The sequence below is a fragment of the Sinomonas mesophila genome (genome assembly GCF_001999765.1).
GTDB lineage: Bacteria > Actinomycetota > Actinomycetes > Actinomycetales > Micrococcaceae > Sinomonas > Sinomonas mesophila.
Window position 1 is genome coordinate 402,057 of record NZ_KV908322.1, and the last position, 24,822, is coordinate 426,878.

Here is a 24,822-nt window from a genome sequence, read left to right on the forward strand (position 1 = left end):
AACTTCACCCGCAGAACAGCTCAGGGTGGATAGCCAGCAGTCCTCCACATGTCCTCCACACGCGCCGCTTGGGCGTGTCCCTCCACATAGCGCCGCACCCCGCCCGGACTGCCGGGTACCCGTGCAACCGTGGTCCCATGGCATGGTTGGCGCGCGGCAATCAGGGGGCGGAGCGGAGGGCCGCCCGCCACCGGTGGGACGAACTGTTCCCAGGCCCCGACGCCGGCCTGCTTGATGCCGTCTCACCGTCCCGGCCGGATACGCTGCTCGATCCCGGTGCCGGAGAGTCCGCTCGGCCCTCCCGCGGCCCCAGTCGCTTCGTGGTCACCCTCCGCGCGGCCGCCGCCCTCGCCGTCGTCCTTGCCATCTGCAGCGGGCTCTGGTGGTGGAGCTCGGCCTCGGCGGCGCCGGACGTGCGGACGGTCGAGGCCGCCGATGAGGCGGAGGCGGGCCACGGCGAGGCCCTGAAGCCGGAGCCGGAGCCGGGCGAAGAGCCCGCCGCCGGGGATGCCCTCGTCGCCCATGTGGCGGGAGCGGTGGCGGCGCCAGGGGTGTACCGTCTGCCCCGCGGCGCGCGGTACCACGAGGCCATCGCGGCGGCGGGGGGCGCGGGCCCTGAGGCCGACGTCCACCGGCTCAACCTCGCTGCGGCCGTCGAGGACGGCATGCGGCTGTACGTCCCGCGCATCGGGGAGGCCGTGGACCCCGCGGCCAGCGGGATGCCCGCTGCGGGGGGAGGCGCGGCGCTGCCCGGCGGGCCGGTCGGCCGCGGATCGGCCGGTGGCACTGCCGCCGGGGGCAGGGCCGCAAAGGTCAACCTCAACACGGCCACCGTGGAGGAGCTCGGCGCCCTGCCACGGGTCGGCCCCGTGCTCGCGCAGCGCATCGTTGACTTCCGCACCCAGCACGGCCGGTTCGGCGCGCCCGAGGATCTCGACGCGGTCGACGGCATCGGCCCGAAGATGCTCGAGACCCTCCTGCCCCTCGTGACGGTCTGATGGCAGAGCGCGGAAGCCTGACGGGAGGCACAGGGTACGAGCGAGACAGCGCACGGGACGGCCGGGGCCGAGCATGGGAGCGCTACCGATCGTCCGCTGCCTCCGGCGTCGCCGTCGGCGAGGCCCCCAGACCGAGGCTCCGGGACCGAGCCAAGGAGTGGATCGCTGGCCTGTGGTCGAACGCCGACGCTCCGTCCGCCGTGTGGGGCGGCAGGTGGCGGGATCTGCGGCTCGCGCCCCTCGGTGCCGCGGCCTGGCTCGGCGCTGCCCTCGGGGCGCCGCTTGCCGCGCTCCTCGGGACCGGTCTGGGCACAGGCCCCGCCGCGGGTGCTGGGCTGGCCGGCACCGCGGCGCTCGCGTCCATCCTGGCCGGGCTCGCCCTCGTCGGCGCGGCCGCCGTCCGCATGAGGCGCCGCCGGGCGGGCCTCCGCCGGGGAAGCCGCCCGGGCGCGCGACCGTCTGCGCGGCAGAAGGCGGCCGTCCTCGGAGGCTGCATCGCCGTGGCGCTCGGGGCCGGGCTGACGGCCTCCGCCGCCCAGTGGGGCACGGAGAACTCGGGCCCCACCGGCGAGCTGCTCTCCCGTGGCGGGCAGACCACGGCAACCGTCGAGGTCACCGACGACGCCCGTGCGCAGCGACTTGGCGGCGCCTTGGCCTCCGGACCCCGGTTCCTCGCCGAGGCGCGACTGCTCGAGGCGACCTACGGCGGCCGTGCCTTCTCCTCACGGGCGCGGGTCCTGCTCGCCGGTGGGCCCGAGCTCGAGGGTCTGCGTGCGGGTGTCCGGCTCGAGCTCGCCGGGACGGTGGTCCCTGCCGAGCAGCCGGCCGGCCGGGCGCTCCTGAGTCTCGACAGCCCCCCGCGCACTGTCGGCTCCGCGGACGGAGCGCGTGCGGCGGCCAGCGCCCGCGAAGCCCTGCGCGGCGCCTCGTCGTGGCTGCCCGCGGACGCGGCGGGCCTCCTGCCCGGCATGGCCGTCGGGGACACGTCGGCGCTGCCCGCAGACTTGGAGGAAGCGATGCGCGCCGTCGGGCTGGGGCATCTGACCGCAGTGTCCGGGGCGAACTTCACCATCGTCCTCGGGGCGGTGCTCCTGACGATGCGGTCCCTTCGCGCTCCTCGGTGGCTCGCAGTCGGGGCGAGCGCCGCGGCGCTCGGCGGCTACCTCGCGGTGGTGGGACCCGAGCCGAGCGTCGCGCGCGCGGCCGTCATGGGGACCGTCGGCCTCGCCGCCCTCACGGCCGGCCGCCCGGGGCGCAGCTGCTCGGCCCTCGCCGCCGCTGTCCTCGTCATGGTCGTGGTCGACCCGTCGCTGGCTGCGAGCCTCGGATTCGTGCTTTCCGTCACCGCGACGCTGGGCATCGCCCTCGTCGGGCCCCCGCTTGCCCAGGCCCTCGCCCACCGGCTCCCCGGCTGGCTCGCCCTCTCAGCCGCCGTTCCCTTGTCCGCGCAGCTGCTCTGCGGCCCCATCGTCGTCCTCATCCAGCCGCAGTTCCTCACGCTGTCCCTCGCGGCGAACGTTGCCGTCGCGCCGCTCGTCCCCCTCGTCACGCTTGCCGGGACGCTCGCCCTGGCCACAGGCGTGTGGTGCCCTCCGGCAGCCGTCGCCTGCGCCGCGCTGGGCGGGGCCGCGGCCCAGGGCGTGGCGGCCGTCGCCAGGGCCGCGGCTTCCGTCCCGGGCGCGGCCCTGCCCTGGCCGGACGGGGCTCCCGGAGCTCTCGCCATGGCCGGGATGTCGGCCGTCAACCTCGCCGCCCTCTGGGCCGTGTTCGTGCCCTCCGGGCGCGCCGCGTCAGCGGTCGTCCTGCACGCGGCGGCCGATGCGCTGCGCGGCGCCCTGAGCCCCGGGGAATCGGGCACCGGTCCGGTGGGCGCAAGAGAGACCGGACGGGCTGTCCTCGCACGGCGACGGCTGGCAGGCGCGGCGGGAGCCCTCGTCGTCGTGGCGGCCCTCCTCGCGGGCGTGCGGCTCGTCGCGGGCCCCCGCGGGCTCGAGGGCTGGCACGTCACCCTGTGCGACGTGGGGCAGGGAGACGCCGTCGTGCTCGCGACGGGCGAACGGGCAGCGCTCGTCGTCGACAGCGGCCCTGACCCGAGGCTCATCGACTCGTGCCTCGACGACCTTGGCATCGGCACGGTCGAGGCCTACGTCATCACGCACTTCCACGCCGACCACTACGGAGGGACCGCGGGCGTCCTCTCGGGCCGGACGGTCCGGCGGGCACTCGTCCCCGCGGCGGCAGGAGCGCCGCCCGCGGTGGTGCGGGACCTGCTCGCCGCCGCGCACGTCCCGGTCGCGGCCGCCGGCGCGGGGGAGAAGGGGCGGGCCGGCCCGCTGAGCTGGCGGGTCCTCTGGCCGGCGAGGCCCGCGGGGGCCGTAGCGGCGCGAGCGGAGTCCATCGAACAGAACAACGTGAGCCTCGTCCTAGACGTGGACTGGGACGGCATGCCGCAGGCCGGCATTCTCCTTACGGGCGATCTCGAGGAAGACGCCGCGGCACGGCTCCTGGCACGCGAGCCGGGTCTGGCCCGGCGGCCGCCACCGGTCCTGAAGATTGCGCACCACGGGGCCCGCAACGGCGGAACTGCGATCCTCGATGCCCTCCGTCCCGACGTGGCCCTCATCTCGGCAGGGAGGGACAACGACTACGGCCACCCCCACCCCGAGATCGTCGCCGCCCTCGAGCATCGGGGGACCGCGACGGTGCGCACCGACGAGTCCGGTACGGTCCAGCTGCGCTTCGCCTCGGGATCGGTCCAGTGGGCACCTCGGTGAATAGAACAGGCCACAGCCCGAGCAGAAGGCGGCCGAAGCCGCCGAGGCCCTCGGTGCGGAGGGGGCCGCCGTGACGGCCCGTGTCGTGCGCGCCCGTTCCGGGTGCGCATGGCCATCGCTGCCGAGGCCGCCCGCGCCTGGAACGAGGCCGAGGCGAAGGCGGCCGTGGTGCCCGGCCGACCGCCGTCGAGGCCCGGTTCGCCGCCCTGTGGCGCGAGGCCGTGGTGGTTGCCCGGGCCGAGCACTCGGAGGCCAAGGCCGGCTGGCAGGCCATGCTGGACCAGCTTGAGGCCGAGCGGCAGACTCTGGGCGAGGAGGTCGAACAGCTCGAGGGGAGAGGAACGAGGCCCGAAGGGGCGCGACGAGGCCAGCAAGGAAACGGATCGCCTGCGCGAGCAGGCCGCAGCGGCCGCGGTCACCGCAGCGGAGGCCCTGGCCGAGCAGCGGGACGGACTGCGCGACAAGATCCGCAAGCAGAAGCACTGACTGGACGCCCGGTTCGGGAGATGATCCGCCAGCGAGCACGCTCGGGCGGGCTAGCTGTGCTGACACGGAGTTTGTGGCCAGTCTCAGGTCAGAGTCCGCCCGGAATCATCCCGTTGTGGGTCAGAGGCTGCTCTTGCGGATCAATACATGGCGAGTCTTGACCCGATTTGGCCATTTTGCGGCGGTAAGCGGGCCGGGTCTGTGATGAAATCCAACATGATGGCCCGCTTCTGACTCAAGGAGGTTCGCAGTGACGGACACCACCTGCCACATGTCGATCTCGCTGGACGGCTTCGTCGCCGGGCCGAACGAGAGCCGCGAGGACCCCTTGGGCAAGCGGGGGCTGGAGCTGCACGGCTGGCACATCGGCGACCCGCGAGCCAACGATGCCGACAAGGTCGCGAACGACTGGCTCATGCGCCCGCGGGGCGCGTATGTGATGGGTCGGAACATGTTCGGCCCGATCCGAGGGGACTGGGATGAGGAATGGACCGGGTGGTGGGGAGCCGAACCGCCGTACCACGCGCCGGTGTTCGTGCTGACCCATCACGGACATGACCCGATCCAGATGGACGGCGGGACGACCTTCCACTTCGTCACCGGGGGCTTCGACGCGGCCTACTCCGCAGCGTGCCAGGCTGCCGGGGACAAAGGCGTGGACATCGCCGGTGGGGCTTCGACCGTCCGACAGGCACTGATCGCCGGCGTGATCGACGAACTCACCCTCGACATCGCACCGGTCCTGCTCGGTTCGGGCGAGCGCATCTTCGACGGCGTTGAATCCTTCGGCTTCGAACCCGCCGAGGTGCTTCACTCACCGCTGGCTACCCACATCCGCTATCGCCGCGTCGGCTAGGCGTTGACGGGAGCCAGGCGACCGACCGGATACCGGCCTCATGGTCTAGGAACCTCAAAGTCGCGATCACCGGCGAAATGACTGAAGTCCGCCGACCTGGAGCGGTTCCGCCTGTGAGTGGGGTGTCGGACGACCCAGCTCTGGTTGGTGCCATGGAGCTCGCGCCCAACTTCCCAGACGGCTATGCCGAGGCCTTGGCCTCCCTCAAGGAGCAGGTCCGTGGCGCCCAGCTCCGGGCCCGCCGGGCCGCGAACACGGCGATGATCGAGCTGTACTGAGCAGTGGGACGGGCTCGGCAACCGCTCGGTCTTCGCCTGGGACCCCGCCACCTCGACCGCGACCACGACCGACCCCAGGGGCGGGGTGTGGAAGGACGTCTACACAGGCAACGTCCTGCTCCGCCGGGTCGACCCCACCGGGGCCTCGACGGGCTACGAGTACGACACCCAGCTGCGCCTGTCCGCCACCATCTCCGCCGACGGGACCCGCACCGCCCTGGCGTACAGCCCGGCCGGGGACCTGAAGACCTTCCCGGGCGGCACCGGGACCGTGCGCAGCGAGCACAACGCCGCGCACCTGCCCACGACCACGGTCAACGCCCGCGGCTACACCAGCACCCGCGGCTACGACGCGGCGGACAACCTCACCCAGCTCACCCGCCCCAACCCCGCCGGCGGCACGGTCGACTACTCCTACGTCTACGATGCGGCCGGGAACGTCACCTCGGCCACCGACCCGCTCGGCAACGTCTCGACCTTCCAGTACAGCGCCGAGGGCGACCTGACCCGGGCCACCTCCCCGCTCGGCTCGGTGCAGTCCATGGCCCACGACGCCGCGGGCCGGGTCACCGCCGTGACCAGCCCACGCGGGAACGCCGCCGGGGCGGACCCGGCACAGTTCATCTGGCGGTACGAGTACGACGCCCTCGGCCGGCCCACCAAGGCCACCGACCCGGCCGGGCAGTACGAGACCGTCGGATACGACGCCGACGGCAGGGTCACCAAGGCCACCGACACCAAGGGCCGCGCCACCACCTACACCTACGACGACGCCGGACACCTCACGACAGTCCAGGTACCCGACCCGAACGTCCCGCCCACCACCACGGCCTACGACGCCAACGGCAACACCACCACGGTCACCGACTCCATGGGCCGGACGGTGTCGTTCCAGTACGACGCCGCCAACCGGGTCACCTCGGTGACGAACCCACTGGGCACCTACACCTTCTCCTACACGGCCAGGAACCAGATCGCCACCGTCACCGACCCCCAGGACGCGGTTACTGCCTACAAGTACGACGCCGCCGGCCGGGTGGTCTCCTCGGACCAGCCCGGAACCGACGGCGACGCGACCTACACTTACGACGCCAACGGGAACCGTACCTCCATGACGGACCCGAATGGGACCACCACGTATGCCTATGACTCCCTCGATCGGCTCACCACCGTCACCAGGGCTGGGAGGACTTTCGCGCTTGGCTACGACGCGGCCTCGAACCTGACCAGCCTCACCAGCCCCGACGGAGCCGTCACGAGCTACGTCTACGACGCCGACGGCCGCGCCACGCAGGTCAAGAACGGCGCCGCCGTCGTGGCCGAATACACCTATGACCCCGACGGCAACACCCTCACCGTCACGCGCGCTGACGGCTCCACGGCCACCAAGACGTATGACAGCCTCGGCCGGCTCACCCGCATCACCGACGCCACCGCCGCGGCGACCCTGCTCGACGAGGCCTACACCTACGACCCCGCCGGCAACCCCACCTCCATCGCCCGGCCCGACGGCACTGCCGACACCTTCGCCTACGACACCCTCGACCGGCTCACCAAGGCCTGCTACATCCTCACCGAGACCCGCAACGCCCAGACCACCACGCACGCCTTCACCTACACCAGGGGCGGACGCACCGCCACGGCCACCACACCGGCAGGGACCACGACCTACACGTACGACGGCGACGGCCGCCGCCTCAGCGCCACCCTCGGCACCGCCAAGACCACCTTCGAATGGGACCCCTTCTACCGGCTCGCCAACGAACTCGACACCAACGGCGCCCTCGTCCGGCACTACACCCACGGCGACCAGCCCCTCACCGCCCACGACGCCGCCGGCACCCCGGCCTACCTCCACACCGACCGGCTCGGCTCCATCCGAGCCCTCACCGACGCAACCGGCGCCGTCACCTCGGCCGGGGCCTTCGAACCCTACGGACGGCCCCGGGCCACCGGCCCGAACAACCCCAACGCACCACCCCTGGGCTGGCTCGGCCAATACCAGGACCCCACCGGACTCACCCACCTCCGCGCACGCCAGTACGACCCGACCGCGGGCATGTTCCTCAGCACCGACCCCGCCGCGTCCACCAGCATCTCCAGCGCCTACACCTACGGTACGGCCAACCCGCTCCGCTACCTCGACATCACCGGCCTCTTCTCCTGGGACGAATTCCTCGTCGGCGTCCAGGACGTCAGCGGCATCGTCTCCGACGTCGCCGGCGTGCTCGCCATCGCGGCCGCCGTCACCGGCATCGGCGCCCCCGTCGCAGCCGCACTCGGCACGATTTCGGTCGTCGCAGGCGCAGTCCACGCCGGCACCAAAGCCATCCAGGCCTACAACACCTGCAACAGCGGCAAAGGCGCCTGCGGCGACGCCGTCGCCGAAGCACTCATGTCAGCAGCCGCCGCCGTACCCGGCGGCCGACTCGTCAAGGGCGCCGCCAGCGGTTTGAAGAGCCTGTCAGGGGCCTCAAAAGCCGCCAGCACCCCGGCAAAGGCCTGCTCATTCTCCGGGGCGACGGTGGTGCTCATGGCCGACGGCGCACGCAAATCGATCGAGAACATCAAGATCGGTGACAAAGTCATCGCGACCGACCCTGAAACCGGGGAGCAGGAAGCCAAGACCGTGGAGCGCGTCTTCGTCCACGACGATACTGTCATCGACCTTGGGGTCGAGGGCGAGCCCATCACCACCACCGAGGACCATCCCTTCTGGTCTGTCACCGACCAGCGGTTCGAACGCGCTGACCAACTCGAGCCGGGCGAGGAGGTTCTCGGTGCAGATGGGCGGACTATCAGGGTCTCGGGTCTCGAAGTCGGGACCCGGCGCCAGGCGTTGGCCTACAACCTATCCGTGGAAGGCATCCACACCTACCAGGTCGGTCAATCCGAGATCCTCGTCCACAACACCTGTTGGGCGAGGCCGGAAACGCTTGAAGATCACTTCCGGCGTCATGGGGGAGATTTTGACGCTGTATCAGCGAATGATTATGCGGGCATGGCCTCTGATTTCTTTGGCAGGGCGGGTGCCGAAGGCTTGCCGACCAAGGTCGACGTCGATGGTACCATCCGAATATATGATCCAGATTCAAATACATTTGGATCCTTCACCTCGGAAGGAAAGGCCAAGACTCTTTTGAAGCCGACCAGTCCCAGCTATTGGGAACGTCAACCAGGAGTGTTCCAGTGAGCGAGCATTACATATGTCCCGTGTGTGGGTATCCCGAACTCAATGAGCCACCTCGGAGTGAAAGTGGCGGAGGATCATATGAGATCTGCTGGAGTTGTGGATTCGAATTCGGCGTGTCCGATGATGATCTGGGATTCACATATGAAGACTGGCGTAGGCTGTGGATCCAGCGAGGAATGCCGTGGGATAGCGAAGCAATCCGCCCTCGCCCATCGGGATGGGACCGGGTCCGCCAGCTAGATAATCTGCCCCCGAAGTGAGGGGGACCATGGAAGATCGCGAGCAGGCCGGCGAACTCGTAGTGACCAGAGCGTGGACGGCCCAATCGGCGCGGATCATCGAGGTAGGACGTGCCCATCGGCTTCGTGTTGAACTATGCGCTCGGATTCGATGAACCGACGCTCGAGTGCGGGTCTGTCCTTGGATGGATGGAGGCGAGGTTCGATGAGGGCCCGGACGATGTTCGTGGCCTTCTGGATTCTCACAAACATTCCTCAGAAGGCCCCTGATCGCCAACGGTGTGAGAACGGGCTCTGAGACGGAATCCGGGGCTCATGCTCAGCGACGCGCACTCCGGCGAGAGCTTCCCAGAATGGGCCGTTTGTGAGAGGTTGTTCAGGGCCTTCACCGGGCTTCCTTTGGGGGCGGGTCTTACAGAGAATTCGGCAGGCCCGAGATCGCGGGCTTCTCGAGGAGGTCTCCGAACCGGTGGCGAGGTGTCCGGTGGACGGCCGGCTTGCGGGCGGGCGAACTAGCGAATCTCGGTTGATGAGATGGGTGGCAATTTCGGTCTGCAACTCGATAATGGTGGCCCGGTGCATGGTGGAGCGACTAAAGCGGCCTTGGATGCCAATCGCCGGCTCCCGGACCAAGGAAACAGGTAGTGCCAGCCCGGAAGACAGGTGACGACTACTGGTGACCGCGGGTTTGTCTGGTCCATAAACTCCGGATTAGCCACTATTTGGGCCCACCGTTGTGAATAGTGTCTGCCGGCCCCCGTTGGTGGCTCTTCGCGGTTCGTCGGGAAGTGAGCTCGTGGCCCTGTTGGATGAGTGGTGTCTAAGCATTCGTCCGGAACAGGAACCACGAGCCTTGATCGAGCCTACGACGGGGCAGCCCTGCCCTGCCACCGTGATCTTCAACCTGCCCGAATACCGCGTCCTCTCCGCCGTGGTCTCCGCTCTCGGCGTCCGCCGGATCACGCTTGAGTCCACTGCGGTGCCCGGCTGCCCGGCATGCGGGGTCGTCTCCGAACGCGTGAAGGACCGCGGGCTCCAGCGCCTGCGCGATATCCCCGTCGCGGGCGCAGCCGAGGTCCTCTGGCGCAAGCGGCGCTGGTTCTGCAACGAGCCGGCCTGTCCGCGCGGGTCGTTCACCGAGGCCACTGACGAGGTGCCCCGCCGGGCTCGCTCCACTCGGCGCCTGCTGCATGCCCTGGCCGCCGCGGTCGTGGTCGCAGGCCGCGCGGCCGCCGAGGCTGCCCGTGCCCACGGGGTCTCGTGGTGGCTGGCCCAGTCCGCCCTGGACGCGGCCGCGGCGACCCTGCCGGACGTGGACGACCTGGCGCCGAAGCGGCTGGGGATCGACGAGCACCGCTACCGGTCCGTGCGCTGGTTCCGCGAGGACGAGTCGTCCCCGTGGGTGCGCATCGAGCCGTGGATGACCACGATCGTGGACCTGGACACCGGCCAAGTCCTGGGCGTGGTCGAGGGCAGGGACAGCGAGGGCGTGGGCGAGTGGCTCTTCGCCCGGCCCCTTCCCTGGCGGCTCGGGGTCGAGACCGTGGCGATCGACCCGTCCGCGGCGTTCCGCAAGGCCCTGCGGATGTGGCTGCCCCGCACTGCCGTCTCGGTCGATGCCTTCCATCTGGTCTCCCTGGCCAACCAGGCCGTGACCGAGGCACGTCAGCGGCTCTCGCATGAGCTCAGGGGCCGGCGCGGCCGCACGATCGACCCGGGATGGGCGAACCGGCGCCTGCTCCTGCGCGCCGCCGAGACCCTCTCCGACCGCGCCCGCACCCGCCTCCGCGAAGTATTCGCCACCGACGACCCCACCGGGCAGCTGCAGGCAGCCTGGGAGGCCAAGGAGCAGCTGCGCACCCTCCTGCGCTCGGGCTCGCTCGAGGACGCCGGGGACCACCTGCGCATCCTCGAACGCCTCGTCGAGACGGCGCCCACACCCGAGACGAAGCGCCTCCTGCGGACCGTGAAGAAATGGTGGAACGAGATCGAAGTCCTCATCACCACCGGCGCGACCACGGCCAAGGTCGAGGCGAACAACACCGCGATCAAGAACATCAAACGCACCGGCCGCGGCTTCCGCACGGCCGCCCGGGAGTACTACGACACCGCGGCCTTCGCCGCCCAGCCCGGCCTGACGGGCTTAGGGCGGGCAGCGAGCCACGAGGGACGTCGCCCTCTCGCATCCCTGATCTGTGCGCTTCATACTTGCAGTACGCGGTCAGGGGGCGTAGTGCCAGGGAGGACGCCATGGGTTCCAGAGAGAACTCCGAGCCGCTGGACAGCCCAACGTTCGGCCATGTGAGAACGGGAGGGGCGACGGGCAGGTCGAACCGCTGGGCCGCGGTGGCTGGTCTGGGGTTCGCCGCCGTGGTGGTGGCCAGCTTCTTCCTGCCCGCCCAGCCCAGTATCGACAGCCCTGCAGAGGGCATCGCGGCCCAGCTTGCGGCGGACCTCACCGCCCACCAGCTATCGCTGTTGCTGGGATTCCTCGCCGACGTCGCCTTCCTGGTATTCCTGGCCGGCCTCTGGAGCAGGCTGCGCCGAGGGGAGGGCCAGGCTGGGATGTTCGCCGCGCTGGTCCTCATCGCTGGCGCTGCCGTGGTGACGCTCATGCTGGTGTCGGGGGGCCTGTCCCTCGCACTCGTTCAGCATGCCTCCGGTGGCCAGCCCGACCCGGCAGTGCTCTCGGCCCTCATCGCCCTCAACGCCTGGGTGGGTAGTGCCATTCTGCCTGCCAGTGCCGCGATGTTCCTCGGGGCGGCGATGGCCATCCTGACCACTCGGGCGTTGCCGCGGTGGCTGGGCTGGCTGGCGGCCGCCACGGCCGTGTTGCTGCTCATCTCTCTCGCGGGAGTGTTCCAGAGCACTCCTGGGGAAGGCGTACTCGGCATCATCGGATTCAGCGGCTTCCTGCTCTTCCTGATCTGGGTCCTGGCCACGAGCATCGTGCTGCTGCTCCGGCCCGGCCGGCAGCCGGGCGGTGCATAACACCAGCCCGTCATCGGTTGAGAATGGAATCATGGCACGCGCTAGCCGCCTCCAGGAAGCGGACTCCGGCACCGTCGAGGGCGTCTCGCCGGCGCCGACAAGGCCTTGAGGCACTCGCGCAGGAACAGCTACACCTTTGAATAGGAGACTCCACCAGGTATCCGTCCAGACGTGGGCGACCCGATGACCGTCCGGGCTGCCTAAGCGGCCCGTGTCAAGGAGCAGGGCTGGCGAAACGTGGGATGGAGCGTCGCAGCGCCCATCTTCCGGCTGATCACCGACACCGGACTGGCGGGCTGATGCGCTGGGCTGGGCCCACGACGGCGGCCTGCGCCTCCGCGACGGGAGGCGCAGGCCGTCTGTGCTCGGCTGCGATAGGCCGGCCTCGATGGGGCTGCCCGGCCCGGCTCAGACCGGGGGAGACTCCTGTCCCCGGGCGGCTTCGGCCGACGGTGCCGGAGCGGCGGGTGGCTGTGGAGCGTGCTGCGCGTAGGGCTGGTTCGGCTGGAACCCGGGCTGCAGCGGGGCAGGCGGCTGGAAGCCGGCCGGGGCCTGCGCCGGTTGCTGTGCGTGTTGCTGTGTCGGCGCGGGGTAGGCCTGCTCCGGGTACGACTGGCTCGAGTACGTCGGCTCCTGCGGGGCCGAGGGCGCATAGGCCGGGCTCAGCTCAGGGCGACCAGTGGCGGACTGGCCGAACTGCGCAGCCTGGCCCGGCTGGACCGGGCCCTGTGCAACCCGCTTCTTCCTGGCGAGGACCACGACGAGCGCGGTGCCGACCGCGAGCAGGAGGACGGCCAGTCCGCCGACGGTGAGCACGAGCGCCAGGTTGTCCGCGAACCAGTTGCCCTCGTTGGGGCGGTCGCCGAGGGGGACCACGGTAGAGCCGGACGGGGCCGTGCTCGGCGTCGCAGCCGCAGGCTTGACTCCATTGCGGCTCAGGAAGGATTTGAGCGCCTCGGTGTCGGTGACGAAGTTGAAGGCCTGCTCCTCGCCGCGGGGCTTGAAGCTGTTGACGCCCATCACGCTGCCGGCGGCGTCCAGAGTCGGGCCGCCGGACATGCCGTTCGTGACGGCGGCGTCGATCTCCGTGATGGGGACGCCTGTCGTGGTGACCTGGCGGGAGGACACGGTGCCGGACTTGAACGAGGCCCGCTGACGCGATGCGTCGCTCACGTCGGTGACGGAGCCGGCGAAGCCGACCGCCGTCACGGTCTCTTTGACGCCGGGCGACGTCGCGGCGACCGCGAGCGGGGAAGTGCCGTCGAGGTCGGCGATCTTGAGCAGGGCCAGATCGCCGTTGTCGAAGGTCTGGGCGTCGATGAGCTGCGCGGTCAGGCCGGTGGTCTGGAGGGCGGGCATGGCGCCCTCGACGCCCTGCGGCTGGTATGCGCGGACCGTCACACCCGTGACGGAGGCCCAGTCCTCGTCCCATCCCTGCTGCAGGTACTCGCTGTAGCCCAGCGAGTCGAGGACCTTTTCGAGGATGGCGAGCCTGACGTCGTCGTCCTTCTCGACGCAGTGCGCGGCAGTCACAATGTGCGCCTGCGTGCTCGCGAACCAGCCGGTGCAGCCGCCGGCGACGCTCGCTGTGTAGCTCTCGGTGCCGGAGGTGAAGGGCACCTTGACCGCGCCGTCGAACGTGAGGTCGAGGTAGACGATGGACTTCTCGGCGTCGTTCGCCGAGGCCGCGTGGGCGGGTGTCGGGGAGCCCGGCCCGAGGAGGGCGAGGGCGAGGGCCGACAGTGCGGCGAGGCAGGCCACGACAACGTGGCGGAGCGAGGGCCGGAGGGTGGTCATGGGTTGTCTCTTTCCGGAGGGCGCGAAGGAGCGCTGCCTGTTCCAGCGGGTGCGAGTGGAAGTGACGGGAGATGGGCACGTGCCGCGGCAGCTCGGCCACCGTCGACCACCAGGAATGAGGTGGTTGGGGCGATGGAACGGCGGCTGCTGCACATGATGTGAGACCCTTCATTGGGCCCGGCGGGATGGTAGGTGTAGTGAAAGTTCCTCGCGCGAGCGTGATGCGCCCCCGTCCGGCCATTTCAGGCTAGTGATTACCTCCAGTCGATGGAGCCTCTTGGGGAAATCCTGCGCATTCCTTGCCTAAAAACGCGGCTATCGACGGTATCGGCGGCCGGCCCGGCACCACGCCGCGTCCGCCGAACTGATGCCAGGCCTGTCCAAGGCTCAGGTCGCGACAGATCGTCCAAAGAATCACCGAGCATTCCAAAGATCGGAATGCTACGAGATTCTGCTGAGGGAGGTTCGTCCCGGCTGGCCAGGATGACCTCGCACCCTCCCGGGTCAAGGCGCGCGTGGAGGCGAACCTCGAGACCCTGCGGACCTTGCGCACCCTCCAGGCCGAGGACCGTGCGGCCACGGCCGATGAGCGCTCCCGGCCCGCCCGCTGGGGCAGCTGGGGCGCCCAGGGCGTTTGGCAGATCTTCGACGAGGACCGTCACGAGCACGCCGCCCAGCGCGAGGAGCTCAAGGGGCGCTGCTGAGCGAGCGCGAGTCCTTGGCCGGCAAGCGGACGACCATCAACGCTCTACACGGACGCGGCTTACGTGCACTGCTAGACCAAAGGCGAGATATCGCTGCGGTGCGGAGCATTGACAGCCCGCAGTGGTGTACGGTTGCTGACTCGCCCCAAAACCCACAAGGAAGAGAAAACACCCCGTGGCCAGTGACTACGACGAACTCCGCCCCGACGTCAAGGAGTCTCAGGAGGACTCGCTCGAGGCAGTCAAGTCCGCCAATGCCCCGGATCCGCGCAGTGTCGTCCGCGACCTCGACGGTGATGAGAACCTGGACGGCGGCGATCTCCCTGGCGGCGAGTTCGTGGACGGAGAGCTCATTGTGCACTTCGTCCCCCAGGGCGACGATGAGTTCGTCTGCCAGTCCTGCTACTTGGTCCGGCACAGATCACAGATCGCCAGATTGGCGGGCGATGCCGCCTACTGCACCGACTGCGAAGCCTGACTCGAACCCGCCCACCGGAAGACCGACCCCAGTCCCACCAAAGCTTCTTTTCGATAGGAGCGGCACTGCCGCCGTCGTGGATCTCTACAGCACGGCTGTGGGTGCTGCCCCAATGAACGAGTTAGCTCAGATCCTGGGTGATGGCATCGGTCCCGGGCGCGTGTTGGTCGGCCTGTTCCCCCCATGGCAGAGTGGACGCGTGAGGACGACAGCAGCACCCGCAGGCGGGAACGCATGAGCCCGGCCACCCGGTCCGGTCGCTCACCGGGGGCGCGCGCCTCATCGGCCGGCACGGTCGACTGGCGCTCCGTGGCTCCCGCGCCGGTCGTCCTCGTCGTGGGCCCGGAGGACTACCTCGCCGCACGGGCCATGGACGCCGTGCGGTCCCAGGTGCGCGGGGTGAGCCCGGACCTCGAGCTCACGCGGCTCGACGCCGGCTCGTACGCTGGCGGGGAGCTGCTGCTCGCGGCCTCGCCGTCCCTCTTCGGGGAGCGCAAGCTCGTCGAGGTCCACGGCCTCGAGTCCATGACAGAGGAGTTCCTGCGCGACGCGCTCGCCTATGTCGCGGCGCCGGACGAGGACGTCGTGCTCGTGCTGCGGCATGCGGGCGGAACGCGCGGCAAGAAGCTCCTCGACGCGGTCAAGGCCTCCCCGGCACCCATCGTCGACTGCCAGCCGCTGAAGAAGGACGCCGACAAGGCCGCCTTCGTCGCCGCGGAGTTCAGGGGCTCGGGGCGGCGGATCGAGCGCGAGGCGATCGAGGCCCTCGTCGCGGCCGTCGGGAGCAGCCTCGCGGAGCTCGCCGCGGCGTGCAGCCAGCTCCAGCTCGATGCTGCCTCGACCGTCGACGCCGCGACGGTCGAGAAGTACTACGGCGGCCGTGTCGAGGCGACCGCCTTCAAGGTCGCCGATGCGGCCCTCGCGGGAGACGCCGCCCGCGCCCTCTCCGCCTTCCGGCACGCCCTCGACACGGGGGTCGACCCGGTCCCCATGGTCGCGGCCGTGGCCGCCAAGCTGCGCACCCTCGCGCGCGTGGCCGGGGCGCAGGGCTCGGCGAACCAGATCGCCCGGGAGCTCGGCATGCAGCCCTGGCTCGTCGAGCAGGCCCAGCGGGACATCCGGGGGTGGACCCCGCAGAGCCTCGCGGAGGCAATCCGCGCCGTTGCGGAGGCCGACGCCCAGGTCAAGGGCCTCGCCCGGGACCCGGCCTACGCCGTCGAGCACGCCCTCGGCGTCGTCAGCGCGGCCGCTCAGGCCCGCTGACGCCGGCCCCCGGGGAACCGGGCCTCACCCTGGTCAGACAGCAAACAGCCGGGGCCGGCATCCTGAACGGATGCCGGCCCCGGCTGCGATGCGCTGAGGGTGGCTCAGAGCGCGCCAACCCGCTTCGCGATGCCCGACTTGCGGTTCGCGGCCTGGTTCTTGTGGATGACGCCCTTGCTCACGGCCTTGTCGAGCTTCTTGCCCGCGCGGGCCAGAGCGGCAACAGCGGCGTCCTTGTCGGCGGCCTCGACGGCCGCGTTGACGGCGCGGATGGCCGTCTTCAGCTCGGACTTGACCGAGTTGTTGCGCAGACGCGCCTTCTCGTTGGTGAGAATGCGCTTCTTCTGGGACTTGATGTTTGCCACGTATGAACTCTCTTGTAAATGCCAACAGGGTCTAGAGGGCTTTCGGACCGGCCATCGACTGAGCGGCGTGGGGATGCCTATGGCAGCCGGTCGTCAGTGCCCGTCGACCTGCACGGACACACAGCAGACAATGCTAGCAGAGCCAAGGTTGCCGGAGCGTCAGCTCCAGCCGTGGCGTGTCCGCAGCCGGGCGGCCACGGCCTCGAACGCCGCACGGTCCAGAACGGCGCCCTCGCGCCGCACGGCCCCCGGGTCGATCTGCAGGACGCGGTCGAATCTGACCTCGCTCGGGCGCCCTCGCGCGTCCCAGGCGCCGGTGCCGATGTCCAGGTAGTCGCCCGCGCGGTCGCCGTTCCCGCTGCCGGTGTGGTCCCGGCTCGTGAGCATGAGCGCGAGGAGGAGGGCGCCCCGGCGGGCGACGACGAGGACGGGCCGGTCCTTGCCGCGCGAGTGGTCCTCCTCGTACGGCACCCACGTCCAGACGATCTCGCCGGGGTCCGGCTCGCCGTCCGGGTCGGGGTGGTACTCGGCGCGCGCTGTGCCGGAGAAGTCGCCCGCGTACCCGGTGCCGGGCACGACGGCGTGCGGCGCCGGTGCGCGCGGCACCCCCGCCCGCGGCGCCCCGGCCGACCGCGGCGGGACCCCGCCGTCGTGCGCAGCCCCACGGCGGGCGAGGCCGGCGCCGATGGCGGCGCGCAGGAGGGACAGGGCACGGGAGGCAGTGGAGCGCAGCACGCGTCACAGCCTAGCGGCCGCGCCGGTCCCAGCGTCCCGGAAGCCGGTGAACCACCCGGGGCCGATCCGTGGGAGACTAGGAAGTCAGCATCTCCCCGCCAGCTTTCGGACAGTGAGGACCCACAGCGTGTCTCCCATGGCCCGCACCGCCCCGGTGCCTGCCGCGACGGATCCGTCGATCATCCGCAACTTCTGCATCATTGCGCACATCGACCACGGCAAGTCCACGCTCGCCGACCGCATGCTGCAGTTCACGGGCGTCGTCCAGCCCCGCGACATGAAGGCCCAGTACCTGGACCGCATGGACATCGAGCGGGAGCGTGGCATCACGATCAAGTCCCAGGCCGTGCGCATGCCCTGGGAAGTCGAGGGCACCGCCTACGCCCTCAACATGATCGACACCCCCGGGCACGTTGACTTCACCTACGAGGTGTCCCGCTCGCTCGCCGCGTGCGAGGGCGCCGTCCTGCTCGTCGACGCAGCCCAGGGCATCGAGGCGCAGACCCTCGCGAACCTGTACCTCGCGATGGAGAACGACCTCACGATCATCCCCGTCCTGAACAAGATCGACCTTCCCGCGGCGCAGCCCGAGAAGTACGCCGAGGAACTCGCGAACCTCATCGGCGGCGACCCGGCGGACGTGCTCAAGGTCTCCGGCAAGACGGGCGTGGGCGTCGAGGGCCTCCTCGACCGCATCGTCGCGGACATCCCGGCCCCGGTCGGCGACGCCGCCGCCCCGGCCCGCGCCATGATCTTCGACTCGGTCTACGACACCTACCGCGGCGTCGTGACGTACGTGCGCGTCGTCGACGGCTCGCTCAACCCGCGCGAGCGCATCCAGATGATGTCCACCAAGGCCAGCCACGAGCTGCTGGAGATCGGTGTCATCTCCCCGGAGCCGATCCCGAGCAAGGGCCTCGGCGTGGGCGAGGTCGGCTACCTCATCACGGGTGTGAAGGACGTGCGCCAGTCGAAGGTCGGCGACACGATCACCAACCTGTCCAAGCCGGCCGCGCAGTCCCTCGGCGGCTACCAGGACCCGAAGCCCATGGTCTTCTCGGGCCTCTACCCGCTCGACGGCTCCGACTACCCGGACCTGCGCGATGCCCTCGACAAGCTCAAGCTCAACGACGCCGCGCTCGTCTACGAGCCGGAGACCTCGGCCGCGCTGGGCTTCGGCTTCCGTGTGGGCTTCCTCGGCCTCCTGCACCTCGAGATCGTGCGCGAGCGCCTCGAGCGCGAGTTCAACCTCGACCTCATCTCAACGGCGCCCAACGTCATCTACGACGTCACCCTCGAGGACACGTCGGTCGTGACGGTGACCAACCCGAGCGAGTTCCCCACCGGCAAGGTCAAGGAGGTCCGCGAGCCGATGGTCTCGGCGACCATCCTGGCCCCGAACGAGTTCGTGGGCGCGATCATGGAGTTGTGCCAGGGCCGCCGCGGCCAGATGAAGGGCATGGACTACCTCTCCGAGGACCGGGTCGAGCTGCGCTACTGGATCCCGCTCGCGGAGATCGTGTTCGACTTCTTCGACCAGCTCAAGTCCAAGACGCGCGGCTACGCGTCGCTGGACTGGAAGGCCGACGGCGAGCAGGCCGCCGACCTCGTCAAGGTCGACATCCTCCTCCAGGGCGAGCAGGTCGACGCCTTCAGCGCCATCACGCACCGGGACAAGGCCTACGCCTACGGGACGATGATGACGGCGAAGCTGCGCGAGCTCATCCCGCGCCAGCAGTTCGAGGTGCCGATCCAGGCGGCGATCGGATCGCGCATCATCGCGCGGGAGAACATCCGGGCGATCCGCAAGGACGTCCTCGCCAAGTGCTACGGCGGCGACATCACGCGCAAGCGCAAGCTGCTCGAGAAGCAGAAGGAAGGCAAGAAGCGCATGAAGATGGTGGGCCGCGTGGAGGTCCCGCAGGAGGCCTTCATTGCCGCGCTGACCACGGACGAGTCGAAGGACAAGGCGAAGAAGTAGTGCGAGTCCCCTCGGCACCCGCCCGGACGGCGGTGGCGTAAGGTGCCCAGCGCCCTTCCGCTCGGCGATCCCGCACCGGCCGACGGCGTGCTGCCGCCGCAGGCGGCCGTCGGCGCGGGGGAGCGCGGCTTCTCGCTCTACGCGCACATCCCGTTCTGCGCCGTGCGGTGCGGCTACTGCGACTTCAACACCTACACGGCCACCGAGCTCGGGGGCGGCGCGTCCCAGGCGGCCTACGCGGCGACGGCGGCCAGCGAGGTCCGCTTCGCCGCCGCGGCCTTGGACGCCTCCGGCGTGCCCCGCCGGCCGATGTCCACCGTGTTCTTCGGCGGCGGGACCCCGACCATCCTGCCGGCGTCGGACCTCGCCGCGATCCTCGCGGCCGCCGTCGACGCTTGGGGCCTCGAGCCCGGCGCCGAGATCACGACCGAGGCGAACCCGGACTCCGTGACCCCCGCCTCCCTCGAGGCCCTCGCGGAGGCGGGCTTCACGCGCGTGTCCTTCGGCATGCAGTCAGCCGTCCCGCACGTGCTCAAGGTCCTGGACCGCACGCACTCGCCGGGCAGGGTGCCCGAGGCGGTCCGCTGGGCCCGGGACGCGGGCCTCGACGTGAGCCTCGACCTCATCTACGGCACGCCGGGGGAGAGCATGGCGGACTGGCGCGCGTCCCTCGATGCGGCCCTCGCGTGCGACCCGGACCACGTGAGCGCCTACGCGCTCATCGTCGAGGATGGGACGAAGCTCGCGGCCCAGATCCGCCGCGGCGAGGTCCCGGAGACGGACGACGACGAGCACGCCGAGAAGTACGAGCTCGCCGACGCGGTGCTCGCCGAGGCCGGGTACGCGTGGTACGAGGTGAGCAACTGGGCCCGCGGCGCCGGGGGCGACAGCCCAGAGGGCGCGCGGTATGCATGCCGGCACAACCTCGCCTACTGGAACGGCGGGGACTGGTGGGGGATCGGCCCGGGCGCGCATTCGCACGTCGGCGGCGTCCGCTGGTGGAACGTCAAGCATCCGACCGCCTACGCGGGCCGGCTGGCGCGCGGCGAGTCGCCGGCCGCGGGGCGGGAGACGCTCGACGCCGAGACGCGCCACACCGAGCGCGTCCTGCTCGGGCTGCGGCTCGCCTCCGGCCTTCCGGTGGCGGACGTCCCGGTCGAGGGCCGGGCCGCCGTCGCGGGCCTCATTGCCGACGGACTCGTCGAAGGTCCCGCGGCCCTGCGCGGCCGGCTCGTGCTCACCCTGCGGGGGCGGCTGCTCGCCGACGCCGCCGTGCGGCGCCTCCTGCCGTAGGTCTGCGGCGGGGGGCCCGGGTTGGCCGGGCCCCGGCTAGGGGATGAGCCGGAGGTTGTAGCGGTACTGGTACGGCTGCCCGCGGTTGACCTGGACGCCGGCCATGACGGCGAAGACCGTGAGGGCGAGCCACACGAGGGTCGCGAACACTGCGAAGACGTTGCCGACGACGGGGATGAGCGCGAGCACGTTGAAGACGATCGCCGCAGCCGTGGGCGGCAGCGTGAAGTTCAGGGCCTCCTTGGACTCCTGTGCCGTGAACGGGCCCCTGTCCCTGAAGACGAGGTAGATGAGTAGGGACGGGACGCATCCCAGAATCCCGCCGAAGTGCGCGAGCGTGGCCCACTGGCGGTCCTCCGTGGCCGTGAGCGGGAGCGCGCGGGCCGGCGCCCCGTGATAGTCGCTCTCGCCGTTGCGGGGGTCCTGCGGGTACTCAGCCACTGGGAAGTTCCTTGCCTGTGCGTCGTAGGGTGCGTTCTGCCCGCGGCGGGGGTTCCGGCCCCCGGGGCACTCCAAGGATAGCCAAGGTTGGGACCTCAGGCCGTCAGGAAGTCGATGACCTCCTCGACCCGGCCCAGCAGCGCGGGCTCGAGGTCGGCGTACGTCCGCACCGCGCCGAGCAGCCTCTGCCAGCCGAGGCCGATGTCCTCCGGGCCGGCATGGGGCCAGCCGAACGCCGAGAGGATGCCCGTCTTCCAGTCAGTCCCGCGGGGCACCACGGGCCACGCCGGGATGCCGAGCGTCGAGGGCTTGATCGCCTGCCACACGTCCACGTAGGGGTGGCCGACGATGAGCACATTGCCCGCGGCTCCGGGCGCGGACATGGCCTGGGCGGCGATGCGCGCCTCCTTCGAGCCCTCGACGAGGTGGTCCACGAGGATCCCGAGCCGGCGCTCCGGCCCGGGCCGGAACTCCGCCACGGCGGCGGCGAGGTCGTCGACGCCGTGGAGGGGCTCGACGACGATGCCCTCCACGCGCAGGTCGTCGCCCCAGACCTTCTCGACCAGTTCGGCGTCGTGCTTGCCCTCGACCCAGATCCGGCTCGCCTTCGCGACCTGCGCGCGGAGCCCCTCGACCCGCACGGACCCGGAGGCGGTGCGGGCGGGTGCCGTGGCCGCGGCGCGGGGGGCCGGGGGTCCCACGCGGACGGGTCTGCCCTCGATCAGGAACCCGAAGCCCAGCTGGAACGAGCGCGAGCGCCCCCTCCGGTCCTCGAGGCTCATGACGTGCATGCCGCCGGACTTCTCGACGCGGGTCACCGCGCCGACCCAGCCGCTCTCGGCGTCCTCGAGCACGAGGCCGATCTCCACGGGCACGAGGGGAAGCTCCCGCTTCGTGGGCGCGGCGAGGTCCGTCGGCCCCCATGAGTCGTACGACATCCGTTCCACGCACACCGGCCTTCCTCGCCCCCGGCGCGGGCTCCGCGCCGGGCCGCCCGCCCGGACGGCGTGACCATGCTACGGGCGGCGGAGCCGGCCGCGCGGGAGCCTCGCCGTGGCGGCCTGGCGGGGCCCCGCGGGCCGAGATCGGCGGGCTGCGGGACAGGCGCCCGCGGGCATAATAGACTTAGCACTTGGTCTCAGGGAGTGCTAACAACCGCCGGCGTGCGACGCCGGCACCGGCGCCGCACGGAGCCGGGCTGTGACAGCCGAGGGGTGAGAGGATGAACGAGCCGCGCAAGCTCGAGGTGCTGCGCGCCATCGTGGAGGACTACGTGCACTTCCGCGAACCCGTCGGCTCGAAGGCACTCGTGGAGCGCCACGGGCTCGGAGTCTCAAGCGCCACGATCCGCAACGACATGGCGGCCCTCGAGGACGAGGGCCTCATCGCGGCCCCGCACACGAGCGCGGGCCGCGTCCCCACCGACAAGGGCTACCGCGTCTTCGTCGACCACCTCACGTCCGTGCGCCCGCTGTCCCCGGCGGAGAAGCAGGCCATCCACGCGCTCCTGGACGGCGCGGACGACCTGGACGACGTGCTCGAGCGCACCGTCCGGCTCCTGTCGCAGCTGACCAACCAGGTCGCCGTCGTGCAGTACCCGCAGCTTGGCAGGGCCCGCGTGCGCCACATCGAAGCCGTGGCACTGGCCCCGCACGAGGTGCTGCTCGTGCTCATCGCCGACACAGGCACCGTCGAGCAGCGCGTCCAGTCCGTCGTCGAGGAGGTCGACCGGGACCGCCTCGTGTACCTGCGCGACCGCTTTGTCGAGGGCGCCGCGGGGACGCCCGTCACGCACCTCGATGCGACGCTCAGCGCCATCGTCGACGCCCTCCCGCCCCACGACCAGCCCCTGGCCGCCGAGCTCGTGCGCGGCCTCTCCGTCCTGGCCGCCTCGAGCCGCGAGGACCGCATGGTCATGGCCGGGACGGCCTACCTGGCCCGGTCGACGAGCGACTTCCTGCAGAGCATCTCGCCCGTCCTCGAGGCGCTCGAGGAGCAGGTGGTCCTGCTGCGCCTGCTCTCCGAGATGGCGAGCGACCCCCGCGGCGTGACCGTCACCATCGGCCGCGAGAACCCCTATGACGGGCTCGTCGAGACGTCCGTGGTCGCCACCGGCTATGGCCGCACCGACGGGCCGAAGATCGGCGTGCTGGGCCCCACGCGCATGGACTACCCCGCCACGATGGCGGCCGTGCGGGCCGTGGCCCGATACCTGTCGAAGATCCTGGCCGGAAGCTAGAGAAAGAAGACCGTGAGCAGCCACTACGAAACCCTGGGCGTTCCGACTGACGCGAGCGCCGAGGAGATCAAGAAGGCCTACCGGAAGCTGGCCCGCAAGCTCCACCCCGACGTCAACCCCGGCGATGAGGCGGCTGACCGCTTCAAGGCGGTCACGCACGCCTACGAGGTGCTCTCCGACCCGCAGAAGCGCCGCGTCTACGACACGACGGGCAACGAGAACGGCACCGACAACGGATTCGGCGGGGCCTACAACGGCTCCGGCTTCGCCTTCCAGGACATCTTCGAGACGTTCTTCGGCGGGGGTGCCGCCGGCCAGGCAGGCCCGGCCTCGCGCACGCGCCGCGGCCAGGACGCGCTCATCGCGGTCCGGATCGAGCTCCGGGACGCCGTCTTCGGCGTCAACAAGAAGATCGAGGTCGACACGGCGGTGCTCTGCGGGCGCTGCGAGGGCTCGTGCTGCGAGCCCGGCACCGAGCCCGTGCGCTGCGGCGTATGCCACGGCAGCGGGCACATCCAGCGGCCCGTCCGCTCGATCCTGGGCCAGGTCATGACCATGGCCACGTGCCCCTCCTGCCAGGGCTTCGGCACCGAGATCCCGAACCCGTGCAACGAGTGCGGCGGCGAGGGCCGCGTGCGCAGCCGGCGCTCGCTCACGGTCAAGATCCCGGCCGGCGTCTCGACCGGCACGCGCATCCAGCTCTCCGGCCAGGGCGAGGCGGGAACGGCGGGCGGACCGTCGGGCGACCTCTACGTCGAGATCCGCGTCGCGAGCCACGGCACCTTCACGCGCGAGGGCGACCAGCTGCACGCGACGCTCAGCGTGCCCCTGACGGCTGCGGCCCTCGGCGCGGAGATGAGCCTCGACACGTTCGACGGCGAGCAGACGATCTCGCTGCGCCCGGGCACGCAGTCCGGTGACGTCGTCACCCTCCCGGGCCTCGGCGTCGCCCGCCTGCGCGGCGGCGGGCGCGGCGACCTGCTCGTGCAGGTCCGCGTCGAGACCCCCACGCGGCTTGATCCGGAGCAGGAGGAGCTCCTGCGGCAACTCGCCAAGCTGCGCGGCGAGCAGGTCGGCGAGGGCAAGCTCGTGGGCACGGGCGGGGTGTTCGCGAAGCTGCGCGACAGGCTCGGCAACCTCTGACATGTCCCGTCCCCTCTTCTACGTTCCGGCGGGCGCGCTCGACGGCGCCGCCCAGGGGACGCTCATCACGGTGGGCGGCGCCGAGGGCCGGCATGCCGCGACGGTCAAGCGGCTCGCCCCGGGCGAGGGCGTGGACCTGGCCGACGGCGCGGGCGTGCGGGCGGTGGGCACCGTGGAGAGCGCCGCGGGCTCCGAGCTCGTGGTCGCGGTCGAGCGGGTCAGGCGCGAGCCGGCCCTCCCGTACAGGCTCGTCCTCGTCCAGGCCCTCGCGAAGGGCGATCGCGACGAGCTGGCCGCCGAGACGGCCACGGAACTCGGCGTCGACGCCGTCATCCCCTGGCAGGCCGAGCGCTCGATCGTCCGCTGGAAGGGGGAGCGGGCGGAGAAGTCGCTCGCGAAGTGGCGCTCCGTCGTGTTCGCGGCCGCGAAGCAGGCCCGCCGGGCCACCGTTCCGGTCGTCGAGCGGGCGCACGACGGCGCCGCGCTGGCGGAGCGGATCGGCGCGGCTCGGCTCGCCGTCGTCCTGCACGAGGACGCTGCCGAGCCGCTCTCGGCGCTCCTGACGGCG

The 24,822-nt window shown here is 70.9% G+C and carries 21 protein-coding genes; 16 read left to right on the top strand and 5 right to left on the bottom strand.

The window, feature by feature from the left end; all coding sequences use genetic code 11:
* Nucleotides 1–320: 320 nt before the first annotated feature.
* The 8 genes from BV907_RS01640 to BV907_RS01670 all read left to right on the top strand — a co-directional run bounded on the left by BV907_RS01640 (nucleotide 321) and on the right by BV907_RS01670 (nucleotide 11,815).
* Entirely contained in the window at nucleotides 321–998 is a 678-nt protein-coding gene (locus BV907_RS01640; protein ID WP_245827721.1) for a ComEA family DNA-binding protein, read from the top strand.
* Nucleotides 998–3,772: a ComEC/Rec2 family competence protein gene (locus BV907_RS01645; protein WP_077487893.1), complete on the top strand. Its 2,775-nt coding sequence runs from the start codon at nucleotides 998–1,000 to the stop codon at nucleotides 3,770–3,772. The genes BV907_RS01640 and BV907_RS01645 overlap by 1 nt, the downstream gene beginning before the upstream one ends.
* 285 nt (nucleotides 3,773–4,057) lie before the next feature.
* The gene (locus BV907_RS19060) at nucleotides 4,058–4,258 is read left to right on the top strand and encodes a hypothetical protein (RefSeq protein WP_217697870.1); all 201 of its coding nucleotides are present in this window, start codon (nucleotides 4,058–4,060) and stop codon (nucleotides 4,256–4,258) included.
* 250 nt (nucleotides 4,259–4,508) lie between these two features.
* The gene (locus tag BV907_RS01650; RefSeq protein WP_077487894.1) at nucleotides 4,509–5,114 is read left to right on the top strand and encodes a dihydrofolate reductase family protein; all 606 of its coding nucleotides are present in this window, start codon (nucleotides 4,509–4,511) and stop codon (nucleotides 5,112–5,114) included.
* A gap of 152 nt (nucleotides 5,115–5,266) precedes the next feature.
* Complete coding sequence (locus tag BV907_RS19535; RefSeq protein ID WP_139346541.1) at nucleotides 5,267–5,392, top strand: DUF1016 domain-containing protein; 126 nt, start codon at nucleotides 5,267–5,269, stop codon at nucleotides 5,390–5,392.
* A gap of 85 nt (nucleotides 5,393–5,477) precedes the next feature.
* On the top strand, nucleotides 5,478–8,585 hold the full coding sequence (locus BV907_RS01655; protein WP_077487895.1) for a polymorphic toxin-type HINT domain-containing protein: 3,108 nt from the start codon (nucleotides 5,478–5,480) through the stop codon (nucleotides 8,583–8,585).
* Between the two features lie 1,092 nt (nucleotides 8,586–9,677).
* Nucleotides 9,678–11,129, top strand: coding sequence for an ISL3 family transposase (locus BV907_RS01665; protein ID WP_425441588.1), 1,452 nt, complete (start codon nucleotides 9,678–9,680; stop codon nucleotides 11,127–11,129).
* The gene (locus BV907_RS01670; protein ID WP_139346543.1) at nucleotides 11,075–11,815 is read left to right on the top strand and encodes a DUF4386 family protein; all 741 of its coding nucleotides are present in this window, start codon (nucleotides 11,075–11,077) and stop codon (nucleotides 11,813–11,815) included. Before BV907_RS01665 ends, BV907_RS01670 begins: the two co-directional genes overlap by 55 nt.
* Before the next feature lie 408 nt (nucleotides 11,816–12,223).
* Here the strand turns inward: BV907_RS01670 and BV907_RS18155 are convergent, their stop codons facing one another.
* Nucleotides 12,224–13,612 (bottom strand): S1 family peptidase, encoded by a 1,389-nt coding sequence (locus tag BV907_RS18155; RefSeq protein ID WP_139346544.1) that lies wholly within the window; start codon nucleotides 13,610–13,612, stop codon nucleotides 12,224–12,226.
* A gap of 515 nt (nucleotides 13,613–14,127) precedes the next feature.
* Between BV907_RS18155 and BV907_RS01680 the strand changes: the two genes are divergently transcribed.
* The 3 genes from BV907_RS01680 (at nucleotide 14,128) to holA (ending at nucleotide 16,057) form a co-directional block, all read left to right on the top strand.
* Complete coding sequence (locus tag BV907_RS01680) at nucleotides 14,128–14,316, top strand: hypothetical protein (protein WP_077487897.1); 189 nt, start codon at nucleotides 14,128–14,130, stop codon at nucleotides 14,314–14,316.
* A 175-nt stretch (nucleotides 14,317–14,491) separates the two neighbouring features.
* Nucleotides 14,492–14,794, top strand: coding sequence for a DUF4193 family protein (locus BV907_RS01685; RefSeq protein WP_077487898.1), 303 nt, complete (start codon nucleotides 14,492–14,494; stop codon nucleotides 14,792–14,794).
* A gap of 234 nt (nucleotides 14,795–15,028) precedes the next feature.
* The gene (gene holA / locus BV907_RS01690; RefSeq protein ID WP_077487899.1) at nucleotides 15,029–16,057 is read left to right on the top strand and encodes a DNA polymerase III subunit delta; all 1,029 of its coding nucleotides are present in this window, start codon (nucleotides 15,029–15,031) and stop codon (nucleotides 16,055–16,057) included.
* 104 nt (nucleotides 16,058–16,161) lie between these two features.
* Here the strand turns inward: holA and rpsT are convergent, their stop codons facing one another.
* Both rpsT and BV907_RS01700 read right to left on the bottom strand, forming a co-directional pair.
* Nucleotides 16,162–16,422 carry a 30S ribosomal protein S20 gene (gene rpsT, locus BV907_RS01695; protein WP_077487900.1) on the bottom strand — a complete coding sequence of 87 codons (261 nt, stop codon included), beginning with the start codon at nucleotides 16,420–16,422 and terminating at the stop codon, nucleotides 16,162–16,164.
* A 159-nt stretch (nucleotides 16,423–16,581) separates the two neighbouring features.
* The gene (locus BV907_RS01700; RefSeq protein ID WP_425441591.1) at nucleotides 16,582–17,154 is read right to left on the bottom strand and encodes a type II toxin-antitoxin system PemK/MazF family toxin; all 573 of its coding nucleotides are present in this window, start codon (nucleotides 17,152–17,154) and stop codon (nucleotides 16,582–16,584) included.
* Nucleotides 17,155–17,284: 130 nt separating this feature from the next.
* Between BV907_RS01700 and lepA the strand changes: the two genes are divergently transcribed.
* Both lepA and hemW read left to right on the top strand, forming a co-directional pair.
* Complete coding sequence (lepA, locus tag BV907_RS01705; RefSeq protein WP_175637321.1) at nucleotides 17,285–19,138, top strand: translation elongation factor 4; 1,854 nt, start codon at nucleotides 17,285–17,287, stop codon at nucleotides 19,136–19,138.
* Nucleotides 19,139–19,180: 42 nt separating this feature from the next.
* Nucleotides 19,181–20,431, top strand: coding sequence for a radical SAM family heme chaperone HemW (gene hemW / locus BV907_RS01710; RefSeq protein WP_077487902.1), 1,251 nt, complete (start codon nucleotides 19,181–19,183; stop codon nucleotides 20,429–20,431).
* A gap of 36 nt (nucleotides 20,432–20,467) precedes the next feature.
* Here the strand turns inward: hemW and BV907_RS01715 are convergent, their stop codons facing one another.
* Nucleotides 20,468–20,872 (bottom strand): DUF4870 domain-containing protein, encoded by a 405-nt coding sequence (locus BV907_RS01715; protein WP_077487903.1) that lies wholly within the window; start codon nucleotides 20,870–20,872, stop codon nucleotides 20,468–20,470.
* Between the two features lie 95 nt (nucleotides 20,873–20,967).
* The gene (locus BV907_RS01720; protein WP_077487904.1) at nucleotides 20,968–21,810 is read right to left on the bottom strand and encodes a DUF3097 domain-containing protein; all 843 of its coding nucleotides are present in this window, start codon (nucleotides 21,808–21,810) and stop codon (nucleotides 20,968–20,970) included.
* A 284-nt stretch (nucleotides 21,811–22,094) separates the two neighbouring features.
* Here BV907_RS01720 and hrcA point away from each other — a divergent pair, with 284 nt between their 5' ends.
* The 3 genes from hrcA to BV907_RS01735 all read left to right on the top strand — a co-directional run.
* The gene (hrcA, locus tag BV907_RS01725; protein WP_077487905.1) at nucleotides 22,095–23,111 is read left to right on the top strand and encodes a heat-inducible transcriptional repressor HrcA; all 1,017 of its coding nucleotides are present in this window, start codon (nucleotides 22,095–22,097) and stop codon (nucleotides 23,109–23,111) included.
* A gap of 12 nt (nucleotides 23,112–23,123) precedes the next feature.
* Entirely contained in the window at nucleotides 23,124–24,254 is a 1,131-nt protein-coding gene (dnaJ, locus tag BV907_RS01730; protein ID WP_077487906.1) for a molecular chaperone DnaJ, read from the top strand.
* A gap of 1 nt (nucleotide 24,255) precedes the next feature.
* A partial coding sequence (locus BV907_RS01735) for a 16S rRNA (uracil(1498)-N(3))-methyltransferase (protein WP_245827723.1) occupies nucleotides 24,256–24,822 on the top strand: 567 nt, incomplete at its 3' end.

What these genes read in the sequence shown, in the direction of transcription:
- BV907_RS01645 (WP_077487893.1), top strand. Translation starts at nt 998, where the DNA reads ATGGCAGAGCGCGGAAGCCTGACGGGAGGCACAGGGTACGAGCGAGAC.
- BV907_RS01670 (WP_139346543.1), top strand. Translation starts at nt 11,075, where the DNA reads ATGGGTTCCAGAGAGAACTCCGAGCCGCTGGACAGCCCAACGTTCGGC.
- holA (WP_077487899.1), top strand. Translation starts at nt 15,029, where the DNA reads ATGAGCCCGGCCACCCGGTCCGGTCGCTCACCGGGGGCGCGCGCCTCA.
- BV907_RS19535 (WP_139346541.1), top strand. Translation starts at nt 5,267, where the DNA reads ATGGAGCTCGCGCCCAACTTCCCAGACGGCTATGCCGAGGCCTTGGCC.
- hrcA (WP_077487905.1), top strand. Translation starts at nt 22,095, where the DNA reads ATGAACGAGCCGCGCAAGCTCGAGGTGCTGCGCGCCATCGTGGAGGAC.
- BV907_RS18155 (WP_139346544.1), bottom strand. Translation starts at nt 13,612, where the DNA reads ATGACCACCCTCCGGCCCTCGCTCCGCCACGTTGTCGTGGCCTGCCTC.
- BV907_RS01720 (WP_077487904.1), bottom strand. Translation starts at nt 21,810, where the DNA reads ATGTCGTACGACTCATGGGGGCCGACGGACCTCGCCGCGCCCACGAAG.